This is a genomic window from Aquabacterium sp., from assembly GCF_030652515.1.
Lineage (GTDB): Bacteria > Pseudomonadota > Gammaproteobacteria > Burkholderiales > Burkholderiaceae_C > Aquabacterium.
In genome coordinates this window covers 37,094-51,409 of sequence record NZ_JAUSAR010000067.1, presented here as the reverse complement: position 1 = coordinate 51,409, position 14,316 = coordinate 37,094, and the positions used below count along the sequence as shown (strand labels likewise).

General features: G+C 59.0%; 9 protein-coding genes. 1 reads left to right on the top strand and 8 read right to left on the bottom strand.

Features of this window, described 5'->3' with window-relative positions:
* Nucleotides 1–12 precede the first annotated feature (12 nt).
* Complete coding sequence (locus Q7V20_RS08140) at nucleotides 13–1,788, bottom strand: DUF1800 family protein (RefSeq protein ID WP_304789003.1); 1,776 nt, start codon at nucleotides 1,786–1,788, stop codon at nucleotides 13–15.
* Nucleotides 1,789–1,950: 162 nt separating this feature from the next.
* Between Q7V20_RS08140 and Q7V20_RS08135 the strand changes: the two genes are divergently transcribed.
* Nucleotides 1,951–3,897, top strand: a complete 1,947-nt coding sequence (locus tag Q7V20_RS08135) for a methyl-accepting chemotaxis protein (RefSeq protein WP_304789001.1) — start codon at nucleotides 1,951–1,953, stop codon at nucleotides 3,895–3,897.
* Between the two features lie 47 nt (nucleotides 3,898–3,944).
* Here the strand turns inward: Q7V20_RS08135 and Q7V20_RS08130 are convergent, their stop codons facing one another.
* The 7 genes from Q7V20_RS08130 to Q7V20_RS08100 all read right to left on the bottom strand — a co-directional run bounded on the left by Q7V20_RS08130 (nucleotide 3,945) and on the right by Q7V20_RS08100 (nucleotide 14,077).
* A complete protein-coding gene (locus Q7V20_RS08130) occupies nucleotides 3,945–5,072 on the bottom strand; it encodes a BMP family ABC transporter substrate-binding protein (protein ID WP_304788999.1) in 1,128 nt (375 codons plus the stop codon).
* A 57-nt stretch (nucleotides 5,073–5,129) separates the two neighbouring features.
* The gene (locus Q7V20_RS08125) at nucleotides 5,130–8,345 is read right to left on the bottom strand and encodes a type I restriction endonuclease subunit R (RefSeq protein WP_304788997.1); all 3,216 of its coding nucleotides are present in this window, start codon (nucleotides 8,343–8,345) and stop codon (nucleotides 5,130–5,132) included.
* A 25-nt stretch (nucleotides 8,346–8,370) separates the two neighbouring features.
* Nucleotides 8,371–9,342 carry a restriction endonuclease gene (locus Q7V20_RS08120; RefSeq protein ID WP_304788995.1) on the bottom strand — a complete coding sequence of 324 codons (972 nt, stop codon included), beginning with the start codon at nucleotides 9,340–9,342 and terminating at the stop codon, nucleotides 8,371–8,373.
* Entirely contained in the window at nucleotides 9,339–10,964 is a 1,626-nt protein-coding gene (locus tag Q7V20_RS08115; protein WP_304788993.1) for a restriction endonuclease subunit S, read from the bottom strand. Before Q7V20_RS08115 ends, Q7V20_RS08120 begins: the two co-directional genes overlap by 4 nt.
* The gene (locus Q7V20_RS08110; RefSeq protein WP_304788991.1) at nucleotides 10,961–11,365 is read right to left on the bottom strand and encodes a nucleotidyltransferase substrate binding protein; all 405 of its coding nucleotides are present in this window, start codon (nucleotides 11,363–11,365) and stop codon (nucleotides 10,961–10,963) included. Before Q7V20_RS08110 ends, Q7V20_RS08115 begins: the two co-directional genes overlap by 4 nt.
* Complete coding sequence (locus Q7V20_RS08105) at nucleotides 11,362–12,945, bottom strand: class I SAM-dependent DNA methyltransferase (protein ID WP_304788989.1); 1,584 nt, start codon at nucleotides 12,943–12,945, stop codon at nucleotides 11,362–11,364. Before Q7V20_RS08105 ends, Q7V20_RS08110 begins: the two co-directional genes overlap by 4 nt.
* A 451-nt stretch (nucleotides 12,946–13,396) precedes the next feature.
* The gene (locus tag Q7V20_RS08100; protein ID WP_304788987.1) at nucleotides 13,397–14,077 is read right to left on the bottom strand and encodes a hypothetical protein; all 681 of its coding nucleotides are present in this window, start codon (nucleotides 14,075–14,077) and stop codon (nucleotides 13,397–13,399) included.
* Nucleotides 14,078–14,316 lie beyond the last annotated feature (239 nt).

Genomic DNA, 14,316 nt, shown 5'->3' with positions numbered 1-14,316 from the left:
GTTGTTCAATCCTCAGCGCTGAACCAGGAAATCCGGGCTGCACAAGATCAGGTAGACGGCGATCAGAATGCGGGCGCGCCGACCGGTGACGAAGACCGAGCCCGTGGGGCTGTCCACCGCGTGGATGGCGGCATCAAGCTGGGTGATCGACTCGACAGCACTGACGATCAGTGCCACGTTCTCGGGCAACAGGCTGCCACCGGTCAGGGCGATGTTGAGCCAGGCCACCAGTTCTGCTGGCGTGGCCGCCCGATCCTCCCAACCGTTGGCGGTGTAGTTGGGCTCGACCTGTTGGGCGCCAAACCCGATCACCGTTTGCATGAAGTTGGCGTAGGCGATCACGGTGGCATCGTCGGTGATCTGGAACTCCGGGGCGACCATGCCCTGACACGTCAACTCGCTGTTGGGCGGCACGTAGCCGGGCCGGTAGAAGTTGAACACCGAAGGCGCGCGCAGGGGGCTTTGGCCCAAGGTGGTGGTGGTGGCCAGGTTGGGCACCAACCAGTTGCCATCGGTGGATACAACGTTGAACAACCTGGCCCAATGAACCAGGCGCAAGATGGGCTCGCGCAACTTGCCGTGGTAGACCAGTCCGGCGGCGCTGGTCAGTGGAGGGCGGGCTTCAGGGTCAAGGACGATGGCCCGAATCAAAGCCTTGATGTCGCCACGCACACCTTCGCCGTTGTTGGCAAACTTGCTGGCAACCCGGGCCACGTAAGCTGGGCTGGGGTTGCTGGTCACCAGTTGCTGGATCAGGCGCCGGCTGATGAAGGGCGGCACATTGGGGTGCTGGAAAATCGCATCGAGCGCTGCATCGAGTGCCTGCTCGCCATCCTTGTCTGCACCGATGGTGGTACCCAGGAAGGATTTGGTGCCTTCGGAGAACTCCGCCGCGTTGTGGACCATGGGGCGGGCCAGGTGATCGGGGTTGTCTTCGCTGAACCCGTCAAAATCCCAGCCTGTGAAGACCGAGGCCAGGCCGCTGATGTCGTCGTTGCTGTAGTTGGGCACGGGCTTGCCAGAGGCGCCCAGCACTTCGCTGCCATCGGGCCTCAATTGGTTAAGCCCGATGGTGAACAGCTGCAGGATCTCACGCGCGTAGTTTTCGTCGGGCTGGCGCCTGGTGAGGGGATCGGCCTTGCGGCTACCGCGCATGTTCAGGTACACGCCCATGGCGGTCGACAGCGTGATCGCCTTGAGCAGGCTCTTGAAGTTGCCCAGGCCATGGGTTTCAAGCACGTCCCAATAGGCCATGGCCGCGAACTGGCCCCAAGGTGTGGCCATGTTGCTGGACGAGACCACGAAGATCTGGGACCAGGCCAAGGCCATGCGCTGGCGCACCACGTCGGGCCGACCCAGCAGGCGCGACCACAGGGCGTTGTCAACCCCCCGGTCTGTGCCGAAATTTTCTTCGTCGGCAAACCCCTTGTTTTTGGCCCAGGCAAACACCGTGGGCCCCTCCAGCGGGAGGTTCAATTGCGCGTTCAGCCAAGTGGTGTAGTTGCCATCGGTGAAGATTTTCTGCGCATCGGGGATGGTGGCGCCCAGGCCGATTTGCGCCAGGAAGCGCGAAGCCATTTCACGCGTTGGAGCGGGCAGTGGGGCGCTGGCATCGACAGGCAAGGCCGCGGCCTGTGCCGAGCTTGCGGGGCACTGGGGTCCCAACCCTTGCGGGTTGTTTTTGGGGTCATTGCTTTTGCCGCCCCCGCCACAGGCCGTGGCCAGAATGGTCGTGCCTGCCGCGGCCACCCAGCCGGCCACGTTGATGTTTTTGTCTTCCCTGCTCATTGATGCGATCACCCTGGTGCCATGACAACAGCACGCTTCGGGGGACTCTAGCCGGGAAGGTTCAGGCGCTCAAGAACCCATTCAAGGGGTTTTACGGGGTAACACGGCTGCTTGCTGATGCTGCTCACCTCAAGGCAGGGCAATTTCATCCGATAAAAACGGATGCACACCAATTCCTTACCTGCGTCAGGCCTGTTTTCACGCCTGTCTCTCAACGCCAAACTCTGCTTTTCGGCCAGTGTCTGCGCGGTGGTCAGCTTGCTGGTCACCGGCGTGACCACGGGTGTCCGCAGCAGCCAGGTCGCCGAAGAAAACGCAACGCAGAGCGCCCGTGCCGACAGCCGGGCAGCTGCAGAAAACGTCCAGGCGCAACTGGATGCCACTTTCAAAGTCGTCCAGACCCTGGCCAGCACGCTGGAGGTGAGCAAGCAGGCCGACGCGCCCATCGCGCGGGAGCAGCTTGATACCACGCTGAAACAGGTGCTGGCGCAGCACGGCCATTGGTTGGCCTTTTATTCCGGTTGGGAGCCTAACGCGCTGGACGGCCATGACGCCGAACACGTGAGCAAAGCACCACAAGACGATGCCACTGGCCGCTTCATGTCGTACTGGAACAGGGCCAGCGGCACCATCGCCGTCGAGCCGCTGGTGGATTACGAGAAGGCCGGCGCCAACGATTGGTACGACCTTCCCCGCCGCACCGGCAAAGACGCCTTGATCGAACCCTACCTGTACAAGGTGGGCGGCAAAGAGGTGCTGATCACCTCTCTGGTCAGCCCCATCATGGCCAACGGCAAGTTCGTGGGCATTGTTGGCGTGGACTTTTTGTTGACTGGCCTGCAAGACCAACTCGCCAAAGTGCGAAGCGTCGATGGTGCCAAGGTGGCGCTCATTTCGGCGGCGGGTGTGTACGTCAGCCATCCTGATGGCAGCAAAGTCGGCAAGCCGGCCAATGACCTGTCGGATGAGGCTTTGTCCAAAATCAAGGCCGGCCAGGCGCACGAGTACATCGATGCCAACGGCCAAGTGCGCATGCTCACCCCGGTGCGCGCAGGCCGCGACACCGCAGCCTGGAGCTTGTGCATTGAATACTCGCAAGACGCCGCGCTGGCCCCAGCCAGGGCGCTGATGCGCCTGACCGCCCTGATCGCCGTTGCGTGCGCCATCGTCGCCACCATCGTCATGTCTTTGGTGGTCACCGCTTTGATGCGCCCGGTCGGCCGCCTGGCCGCCACCATGGAGTCGCTGGCCAGTGGTCAGAGCAATCTGCGGGTTGACCTGCCGGTGAATGGCCGCGATGAGTTGGCCCGCATCGCCGATGCCTTCAACCGCTTCATGGCCAAGTTGCGTGGCGCCTTTGAAGAGGTGCGCGAAACCAGCGGCGGCGTGGATGTGGCCGCCCGTGAGATCTCCAGCGGCAACACCGACCTGTCGGCGCGCACCGAGCACCAGGCCTCCAACCTGGAAGAAGTTGCGGCCTCGATGGTGCAGTTGTCGCAAGGGGTGCGCAACAGCGCGCAGACCGCGCAACAGGCCGAAGCGCTGACCCGCCAGACTGGTGAGAACGCACGCCGCAGCGAAACGGTCATGTCACAAGCCATGAGCGCCATGGAAGGGGTCAGCACCTCCAGCAAACGCATTGCCGACATCACCACGGTGATCGACGGCATCGCCTTCCAGACCAACATCCTGGCGCTGAACGCGGCCGTTGAAGCGGCGAGGGCGGGCGAACAGGGGCGGGGTTTTGCGGTGGTGGCCAGCGAGGTGCGCACGCTGGCTCAACGCGCGGCCACCGCAGCCAAGGACATCAAGGGCCTGATCGATGAATCGGTCTCGCGCGTTGAGCACAGCACCGGCCTGATGCGTGACACGGGCGCGGCGGTGACCCAGTTGGTCAGCGCGGTGGACGAGGTGACTGGCCTTGTGACATCGATCAGTCATTCAAGCCACGAGCAGGCCTCGGGCATTGCGCACGTGGAAGTTGCGATCTCTCAGCTGGATGAGATGACACAGCAAAATGCCGCGCTGGTGGAAGAAGCGGCCGCGGCAGCGGGCGCCTTGACGCAGCAGACGCAGAGGCTCAGTTCGACTTTGGATCAGTTTGTTTGAATTTTGAAAATGGGGCCTGTTGTCGCCTCGCTCATCTGAAATCGTGGCTACTGCCAGGGAGCAGGCTGAACACCTTTGATGAAGAAGTTCATCCCTTGAAGCATCTCATCGGATGCCGTGACACCTTCCGCCAGAACGGCCTGTCCCGTGATTGTTTCCAGCGGGCCTGTCCAGATCATCAATTGACCTTGACGAATTGCATCCCCCGCGGCTTTGACACGCAGTGCAACACTCCGAGGAATGTCCGGTGCAAGAGAAGCCAATTCAACGGTGCCGTCTTTCAGGCCCAACCACTTGGATTCGGCATGCCACTTGCCCTCCAGTACGTCATTGACTGTCCTGACGTACAACGGCGCCCAGTTGACGATGGCAGAGGCCAGATGGGCTTTTGGTGCGGCTCGACTCATGTCGGAATCCCAACCGATGGCACGCTTGCCCAGTGCTTGCGCGGTTTGCAATACAGCCTCTGAATCAGTGTTTTGAAACAAGACATCTGAACCTGCGGAAATCAGTGATCGCGCTGCAGCAGCCTCCCTGGGCGGGTTAAACCACGAACCAGTCCACACAACCTTGACCGTCACCTTCGGGTTGATTGACTGCGCACCAAGTGCGAAGCTGTTGATGTTCAACATGACTTCGGGAATCGGCATCGGAGCTACCAGCCCCAACTTGTTGGTCCGCGTGACACTTCCGGCCAGTACTCCAGCCAGGTATGAACTCTCGTAGGAACGGACGGCATACGTCCCCACGTTTTTTGAGGTGGCCAAACCTGTGGCATGTTCAAACATGACATTGGGGAACTCAGATGCCACCGTGGTCAGTGGTTTGACGAAACCATAGGTCGTGGCAAAGACAAGCGTGGCGCCGTCGTTAGCCATGCCTCTAAGAACCCGGGCACCGTCGTCTTCCGACTCCGGAACATTCTCAACGTAGCGTGTTTGCACCCGTTCGCCGAACTCGCGCGCCACGGCTTGTCGCCCCATCTCGTGAGACATGCTCCAACCACTGATGCCTATGTCACCAACATAAGCAAAAGCAATCTGCAGGGGCGGTTTAGGCTTTTGTCCCGGTGGCTCTGATGAGGGGGCGGGTAACACCACCTGCGCCTGCTGCACAGACTCCGTCGAAATCTTCTGATCAACGGCACATCCTGTCAGTGCGGCCAAAATGGCCACTAAGGGGGCATGAATTGGAACTCGCACTATTTGGTCCTTGATAAACACACCATGGCTTTAGCCACGCGGAGGTTGCCATTCTGCTGACAAGGCCTCCGCCTGCTGCAGCACCAGCTGAACCGCTGAATCTTGCAAGTCCGGAGGGTAACCATACTTCCGCAAAATGCGCCGCACCAACACCCGCATTCGGGCTCGCGCTGACTCTCGATGCGCCCAATCGACGGACACGTTCTCTTTGAGGCTGACCAGCAGTTCGTGCGCAATGACCCTCAACTGCACATCGCCCAGCACGTCGATGGCGCTTTCGTTTTCAGCCAACGCGTCATAGAAAGCGATCTCAGCCTCGCTCAGGCCTTGCTCTTCACCGCGCTGCTTGGCGGCGCGGATGTCCTTGGCCAGCGCAATCAGTTCTTGCAGCACTTCCGCCGTCGTGATGGCGTTGGCGTGATACCGGGCAATGGCGTCTTCCAAGCGCTCGGAGAACAACTTCGTTTGAACCACGTTGGTCTTGCTGCGTGAGCGAATCCCATCGTTCAACAGCTTGCGCAAAGCCTCCAGGGCCAGGTTCTTGCGCTCCATCTGCTGGACTTCGGCCAAGAAGTCATCCGACAAAATCGAGATGTCTGGGCTCTTGATGCCCGCGGCGGCCAGGATGTCCACAATCTCGGTGGACACCACCGCGCGGCTGACGATCTGTTGCACCGCCAACTCCCGGTCATGCTGGCTCATGCCGGCCGATGCGCTCGATTTGACCAACGCTGCTCGGATGGCCTGGAAGAACCCGACCTCTTCACGGATCATGCGTGCTTCGTCACTCCCCCCGGCCAGGGCATACGCCTTTGACAGGGCCAGCACAGCATCCTGGTATCGGCGGTGAGCAGCCCTTTTACCTTCTTGTGTTTTTTCTCTCTCGGCTTGGTGGAGCTGCCAATCCAGAATCCACTCAATGGCCCCGGCCATCATCACCAGCCGCTCATGCGGTGAACCACCCAGCGCGGTGGCGTAGTTGAAGCCGTGGTACATGTCCCGCACCGACTCGTACTTCTCCAGCATCACGGCAATGGCCTGTGATTCATCTACGCCGGTCTGAGCCTGGTCGGGCTTTGAGTAAACCTGCAAGGCCGACTTGAGGTTCTGCGCAATGCCGATGTAGTCCACGATCAACCCGGCGGGCTTGTCGCTGAACACGCGGTTGACCCGCGCGATGGCCTGCATCAAACCGTGCCCTTTCATGGGCTTGTCGATGTACATGGTGTGCATGCTGGGGGCGTCAAAGCCTGTCAGCCACATGTCGCGCACGATCACCAGCTTGAGCTCATCTTTGGGCGCTCGCGCCCGCTTGGCCAGCAAGTCGCGGCGGGTTTTGCCCGTGCCCTTGCCAACGTGCTGCTGCCAATCGGGGCCATCGCTCGCAGCTCCGGTCATCACCACCTTGAGTGCACCCGCGTTGTCGTCATCGCTGTGCCAATCGGGGCGCAGCTTGATGAGTTCGTCATACAGTTTCACGCAGATGCGGCGGCTCATGCACACGATCATGGCCTTGCCGTGCAGAGAGGCCACGCGGTCCTCAAAGTGCTGGACGATGTCTTTGGCCACCAAGGCCATGCGCTTGTCGCTGCCCACCAGGGCTTCCACGGTGCTGAACTTCTGCTTGGTTTTCTCCTGCGTGCTGGCCTCTTCGTCTTCCAGCACCGCCTCGATCTCGGCATCGATCTTGGGCTTTTCGTCCTCGTCCAGCTCTATGCGGGCCAGGCGGCTTTCGTAATAGATGGGCACGGTGGCGCCGTCTTCCACGGCGCGGCTGATGTCGTAGATGTCGATGTAGTGGCCAAACGTGGCGGGCGTGTTCACGTCGTCCGCCTCAATGGGCGTGCCCGTGAAGCCGATGAACGACGCGAAGGGCAGGGCATCGCGCAGGTACTTGGCAAAGCCGTAAGAGATCACACCGGTCTTGGCCGCCACCTTGGCCTTGAAGCCGTATTGACTGCGGTGCGCTTCGTCGGCAATTACCACCACATTGCGCCGCTTGGTCAGCTCGGGGTAGGTCTGCTCGCCAGGCTCGGGCGAGAACTTTTGAATCGTGGTGAATATGACGCCGCCTGATGCACGCTCCAGCAGTTGCTTCAAGTGGTCCCGGTCGTTGGCTTGCACGGGCGTTTGGCGGAGCAGGTCTTTGCACATGGCAAAGGTTGAGAACAGCTGGTCGTCCAGGTCATTACGGTCGGTCACCACCAGCAGGGTGGGGTTCTGCATGTCAGGGTGCTTGACCAGTGCCCCGGCATAAAAGGCCATCAACAGGCTTTTGCCTGAGCCTTGGGTGTGCCAGATCACGCCCGCTTTGCGGTCGCCTGCGGGCTGGTCCTTCACGCTGGGCAGGCCGTACACGGCGGGGCTTTCGCCGAAAGCTTGCTGGCTGGCTCGCAGGGTCGATGCCACCGCCAGGCGCACCGCGTGAAACTGGTGGTAGCCCGCGATGATCTTGGCCAGGCCCGAACCGGTGTCACAAAACACCGTGAAGTAGCGCATCAAATCCAGAAAGCGCTGCTTGTTGAAAACACCTTCAACCAAGGTGGACAACTCCGGTGCGCCCTTGGGTGCGATCAGTTCGCCATCGGTGGTGCGCCATGGCATGAAGCGCTCCAGATCGGCCGACAACGAACCCAGCCGGGCCTGGATGCCATCAGACGTGAGCAGCACGGCATTGGTGTGAAACAGCGCGGGGATCTGCGCCTTGTAGGTCTGCAACTGCTTGTAGGCGCCGATCAAGGTGGCGCTTTCATTGCCAGGCGCTTTCAGCTCCACCACCGCCAGGGGCAGGCCGTTGACGAACACCACCACATCGGGCCGACGCTTTTGCTGGCCCTTGATCACCACAAACTGCTGCACCGCCAGCCAATCGTTCTGGCCGGGCCGGTCATCAAAGTCGATCACCGTGACCTTGCCTGCGGTCAAGGTGCCATCGTCGGCAAAGTACTCCACCTCGATGCCATCGGTCAGCAAGGTGTGCAGGCGGCGGTTTTCTTCCAACAGGCCAGGGAAGACAGACTGCGTGAGTTGGCGGCAGGCATCTTGTTGGGCTGATTCGGGCAGGGCAGGGTTCAGCCGTGCAATGGCGGCGGACAGCCGCTTTTTGAGGATGACTTCATCATGGCTGTCGCGCTCGGGGCTGGGGCCGTCGGGGCCGATGAAGTCGTCGCTGGTGCGCGCAAAGCCCAGCGTGGTCAGTTGGTTGAGCAGGGCTTCTTCGACTGCTGCTTCTGATAAAAATGCCATCCCTGTTCCTTGTGATTGACTCAGCTCATGTCCTGACCAAACCGGGTTTCAGGCCCAACCGGTCTCTGAACTCGGTTGGAATGTCTGGCCAATGTTCTATCAGCAGGTCTACCAACTGGCGCCCGTTGACCAAGCCGATGCGAGGAAAGCCTGGCTCCAGGGCCACATCAGCCGCCGCGCTTTGAAAATCAGCCGTGGTGATGAACGCGCCTTGCCCGCCGAACGGAATGGCTTGCCGGAGTTGACGCACTACACCCGCGTTGATTTTGGTGCCCACTTTGTAGCGTTTGGCCTGCACAAACACCTTCACCTTGGCCAGGTTGCCCACGTTCAATTCGCCCGTGGCGTCCACGCCGCCATCGCCTGTTTTACCCGTCACTTCCGAGCCCTCAAAGCCCAGAGCGGTCAGCAGGTGCCCCACCAGGATTTCAAATTCCTTGGGGTCCAGCTCCAGCACCTGGTCCAGCACGACCCGATACGGGTCATAGGCCGTGACCACATGCTGGGCCACCAGATCAGAGCGGCCAATGGCGGCCAGAAACTCGTCTTGCTGAGAAACGGCAAAGACTGTCAATGAGGACCGGATGGTGTTTTGAAAAGGAACCGAAAAATCTGCCCGCTTGATGCGTTGCGTGGCCCAGGTAATGCGGCGCCGGTGGGGATAGGGGCAGCCATCGTTTGCCGGCGCATAGACGTAGGACGGATCGGGCTGCACGGTGCCGTGGTGCAGCCATTCGGTGTCTGAAGCTGGCGTGATGACGTGATCGCCGGCTTTAATTTCCAGCAGGAAGCGGGCGATCTGCCCGACTTGCTGGCCGATGACCACATTGCTGGTGTCATCGGGGTGGGCCTGTTTGTAGAGCGCGTACAGGTCGTCTCTGGCTCGGACGTTGGACAGGTCAGTGCCAGGAATCCAGCCAATGGCCACATAGCCGCCATCGACAAAATGCCTGGCGTAGGTGCCGAAATCGGCGCGGACACACCAGACTTTGCTCATGGGGCGACCTCTGTCAGAAATGCTTTGGGGTTGGGGATGCGCAACTCGCCAGAGATGAGCTTTGGCAGCAATAAGTCACGCATGGCGCTCAGCGCTTTGTTCTCATGCGTATTTGAAATGATGACTTCAATCAGAGGATGAACCAGGTGGTCATATGCTTGTGCAACGTCTGCGGTTGGCAAGGTAATGCTGTAGCTACCCATGATTGGCCAGTTGGTCCGAGGCATCTTGGTTCCTGTCGAGCTTTTGTCAGTGAATGCAACGAAGTCTGAACTGGAGACGCACATGCGAACAAAAGAAGCCCAGGGGGCCTGCCTTTCACGTATGACGACAATATCGGTCGAACAAATTCCATCTAGCGGAGCAATCCCAACTTTATGGAAATAGGGGCGTAGTTTTCCAAAGAGGATGTCGCCTTTTCGGAAAATTGACTTGTTGCTTGATACTTTTCCCGCCCCTTCCCAGGCATCTAAAGCTATGGAGCAACGAGGCATATGCTCCAAACCAATATATGGCGTAGATTCGTCAACACTGGCTGGCTGGACGCCCTCGCTGCGAGATGATGCGACATCCGAAAGTCTTCCTGATTGCCAACCGACTGGCACTCCGTCTTCATCGCCTTCCTCGGGGAACAGTGACCAGATTTCTGGTGCCAAGTAGGGCGGCAGCCCTTCCAGTTTGGCGCGCACCGGGCCGAAATCGATGAACCAGTCTTTGAACAGCGCTCGGGCCATGGCTTCGAGCGTGTCGTTGGTACGGCGGTTGAGTTCGATTCTGTCGTCGATGGAGCCGAGGATCTGACCAATTGCTCGTTGCTCATTTGGCGGCGGCAGCGAAAGGGAGATTTGACGCAATGAGCTTAGTGGCTGACCTATGCCAGGCGTGCCTACTTGCGACGCATTCTTTAGTAGCTCGTGCTTCCCAGCAGCAGACCGGAAGTAGTAATACAGAAAAAGAGAATGGGCCTGAAGTTTGTCACTTCTAAGCATCATCAAGCTGGATGACAGCAGGTAGCGGTTGCGATCGGCTGGAACGATTCCCACCTCACCGATTGATCCGCGATGCGGAAACACGAGGTCACCCGCAAACACATTGCTGCCCTTGAGTTCGTCGGCCTTTTCCTCTGAAACGTATACCCACTCACCTGAGAAACTTCTGCCCCCAGTGATGTTCGTTCCTCGAATCACAGGCACGCCAGTATCCGTATAGCAGTCGCTGGTCATTCTTGAGCCGAACGGACCAATGGCAATCCTCTCGGCAATGTCTTCGATGGTCACATCTCGCCAGCGATCTGCCTGGCCTCGCTGGACAACCACCTTATCCCGATCAATGATCTTCCTGAATGTCTCACTCGTCGTCGCCCAATCCACGACATCCACCTTCCAAGGCAGATCCGACTCGGAAAAATCATCTGCCAGCGCCGCGCTCACTTCCAAAGGCAAGGGCTGATAACCAATCACCGCCAAATCAAGGTCCGAATAAGGTTTGGCCGTCCACTTGGCGCGCGAGCCAAACGCCCACACCTCACACTGCGGCACATGCTTTTGCAAGATGCCTTGCACGATGGCCCAATGGTCCGGGCGGATGTCAATCAGCGGCACTTCAGCGTTGTCGCCGCTCATGCCTGACGCTGCTTCAACTGTTCGCGCAAGAACTGGGCTTCGGCCAGCATGGCCGGGATCACGGCCACCACTTCAAGCGCCTTTTGCTCGTCGTAGGTGTGGCTGGTCTTGGCGCGCATCTCGCGGTAGGTTCGCCAGTTGGGCCATTCGCCCAGCAACAGTCCTTGCTCGTTGCCTGCCCGGATCAGGTCTTGAAACGGCATGCTGTCGTATTCTTCTGGCGTGGCAGAGGCCTGCTCCAAGTAGCGCTTGAGCATCTTGTGGCTGAGCTCGTAGGTGAACTCAAAGCGCTGGATCAAGCCATCGCGGATCTGCGTGTCCGTGATGTCTTGCTGGTAACGGGCCAGGCCTTCTTCCAGGCGGGCAATGGCCTTTTCAAATGAGCTGAGTTCGAGTGTCATGGTTTGCCTATCGTGCCACCGAGTTTGGTCAGGTTCTGCCGGATGATGCCTTGCAGGCGAACGCCTTCCTTGAACTGCGCATCCAGTGTGGCTTGCAGCTCGGCAAAGCGTTCAGCAAAGGGCACGTCATCTTCCAGCGCGGCCTCGGCGCCCACGTAGCGGCCAGGCGTGAGCACGTGGCCGTGGCTGCGGATCTCGTCCAGGCTGGCGGCTTTGCAAAAGCCGGGCACGTCTTCATAAGCGGCCAAGCCAGGCTCGCCGCGCCAGGCATGGTAGGTGTCGGCAATGCGGGCAATGTCCTCGTCAGACAGCTCGCGCCGGGTGCGGTCCACCAGGCTGCCCATCTTGCGCGCATCGATGAACAGCACCTGGCCCCGGCGATCGCGCCAGCCTTTGCCGGGGTTCTTGTCGCGCGCGATGAACCACAGGCAGGCGGGGATCTGCGTGGAGTAGAACAACTGGCCGGGCAGGGCGACCATGCAGTCGATCACGTCGGCCTCGACCATGGCTTTGCGAATCTCGCCTTCGCCTGATTGGCCGGACGACATGGAGCCATTGGCCAGCACGACACCGGCCGTGCCCTTGGGCGCCAGGTGGTGGTGGATGTGCTGCAACCAGGCGTAGTTGGCGTTGGCGGCCGGGGGCACGCCAAACTGCCAACGCACGTCTTCGCGCAGGCGGTCGCCACCCCAGTCAGAGATGTTGAAGGGCGGGTTGGCGATGATGTAGTCGGCCTTCATGGGGGCGCCGTCTGAACCACGTTGCGCCCCGAATTCGTCTTTGTGGAAGCTGCCTTCGTTGTTCCAGAAGATCTTGGAATCAATGCCGCGCACGGCCAGGTTCATCTTGGCCAGGCGCCAGGTGGTGTAGTTCGATTCCTGGCCGTAGATGGCGATGTCGCCAATGCGTCCACCGTGTTCTTCCACAAACTTTTCGGACTGCACGAACATGCCGCCGGAGCCGCAACAGGGGTCGTAAATGCGGCCCTGGTAGGGTTCCAGCATTTCGACCAGCACGCGCACCACGGAGCGCGGCGTGTAAAACTCGCCGCCGCGCTTGCCTTCGGCGCCGGCAAACTGGCCCAGAAAGTACTCGTACACGCGGCCCAGGATGTCCTTGGAGCGGTTGCTGTCCGCCTTCATGGCAATGCCAGAGATCAGGTCGATCAACTCGCCGAGCATCACTTTGTTCAGCGCTGGGCGGGCGTAGTCCTTGGGTAGCACGCCTTTGAGGGATTCGTTGTCTTTCTCAAGCGCACGCATGGCGTCGTCGATCAAGACGCCGATGCTGGACTGTTTGGCATTGGCCTTGAGGTGTGACCAGCGCGCGTCTTTGGGCACCCAGAACACGTTTTCGGCCAAGTATTCGTCTTTGTCTTCGGCGGCGGCTGGGTCTTCGGCCAGCAAAGCGTCGTGCTTGGCTTCGAAGGCGTCGGAGATGTACTTCAGGAAGATGAGGCCCAAAGCGACGTGCTTGTAGTCAGAGGGCTCCATGTTGCCGCGCAACTTGTCTGCGGCCTTGAACAACTCGGCCTCGAATCCAAGGGAGTCGGAGTTCTTATGGGTGTCTGCACGTGCCATGGGCCGCTGGTACTTTCTGATCCGCTGAAAGGCTGTATTTTCAGCGGTAATCAGCTTGGCACGAACATCTTGTTTACTTGTGACGATGTATATTATGTAAACTCACAAAGCACTCAGAAAGATGACTGCTCTGCTGGGGAAACTGGCGCGAAGCTTAAGCAATTGGGCCCTGCGCCGATTTCCTATCCATGCTGAATCGACTACCAAAAAATACGCGGTCTTTTCAAGCATTGCTTGAGGACATAGGGAGCCCCAGCGACAAAGCCGTAGCCAAGGCGCTGGGTGCCACAACTAGGACCTTGAGTGATCACCATGCAAGACATGACATGATTGGCTTTGCACCAAAATTATGACGAGGTCCTTTTCAGAACTGAGTTCTTGTCGCAATTCCTGCGACGCAATGTTAGGTTCTGCGTGGCTTAGAGGCCGACGACACAAGACTCAAGTGGACTCAAGCCGTCGCATTCCTGCGTGCCTTCACTCCCGCGACCATAAGCAGCCCACATGCCGCAAGCCATAGAAGATTAGGTTCTGGAATCGCGGGAATGGCAGCGTCTGAGTTGTACCAGACCTTTCCTGTGACTGCACGTAAGCCAATGGGCGTAAATACGGTCGATATCTCAAAACTGGCTGCAAAGGACGTGACTTTGTTTTTTTCGTCACGCTTGAGGTCAAAGATCTCAAATTTGCCATCAATATTACCCGCTGCACCACTGGTGTCTGTGAGTTCGAGGCCAGGATAGCCTGCTACCTCATAAGGGAACTGCTGCGCATCTTCATACACTCCGATCTCAAGCGGCTTGCCCAATCGCATGGTTGAGAAATAGACGTCAATCCATCGAGCCTCTGGATCGGAAAATTTCTTGAACGTGATGAATGAAAACATCAAATTCTGATCGGCAGTCTCGGAATAAATCGACTGAACATTGAACCTGCCATCGTCTGTGGTGAACACTTCAGTCAGTTTTGCCCCGGGAAACCCATAACCATCTCCATACGAGGTCATTTCCAATCTAGTGGTAGCGCCTGCACCCAAGCAAGCTGCCATCAATACAACCCCCGAAAGAACACTCTTAATAATTTTCATGTTAATTTTATTTCTGGAATTTCCAATTCCCATACGTGGCAACATCACCGCATTCCTTGGCTACGCCAAAGTAAAACATGCTCACTCAGGTGTTCGGGGTCGTCAATCCCTGAGTTGTATGGGCAAGACTCTGTCCGCACACTCGTCACCTGCTTACTGTAGTGGCGCAACCGGACGGCCCTGTGCGATCCGGCACTGCGCGAGGCATGCCTGACACGCGAAAACTGGTGGCTGGTCGCCTGGGGTTAACTCTGTCATCGCAAACCCCGCCTATGTCCATGAAC

What these genes read in the sequence shown, in the direction of transcription:
- Q7V20_RS08140 (WP_304789003.1), bottom strand. Translation starts at nt 1,788, where the DNA reads ATGAGCAGGGAAGACAAAAACATCAACGTGGCCGGCTGGGTGGCCGCG.
- Q7V20_RS08135 (WP_304789001.1), top strand. Translation starts at nt 1,951, where the DNA reads ATGCACACCAATTCCTTACCTGCGTCAGGCCTGTTTTCACGCCTGTCT.
- Q7V20_RS08125 (WP_304788997.1), bottom strand. Translation starts at nt 8,345, where the DNA reads ATGGCATTTTTATCAGAAGCAGCAGTCGAAGAAGCCCTGCTCAACCAA.
- Q7V20_RS08120 (WP_304788995.1), bottom strand. Translation starts at nt 9,342, where the DNA reads ATGAGCAAAGTCTGGTGTGTCCGCGCCGATTTCGGCACCTACGCCAGG.
- Q7V20_RS08115 (WP_304788993.1), bottom strand. Translation starts at nt 10,964, where the DNA reads ATGAGCGGCGACAACGCTGAAGTGCCGCTGATTGACATCCGCCCGGAC.
- Q7V20_RS08110 (WP_304788991.1), bottom strand. Translation starts at nt 11,365, where the DNA reads ATGACACTCGAACTCAGCTCATTTGAAAAGGCCATTGCCCGCCTGGAA.
- Q7V20_RS08105 (WP_304788989.1), bottom strand. Translation starts at nt 12,945, where the DNA reads ATGGCACGTGCAGACACCCATAAGAACTCCGACTCCCTTGGATTCGAG.
- Q7V20_RS08100 (WP_304788987.1), bottom strand. Translation starts at nt 14,077, where the DNA reads ATGTTGCCACGTATGGGAATTGGAAATTCCAGAAATAAAATTAACATG.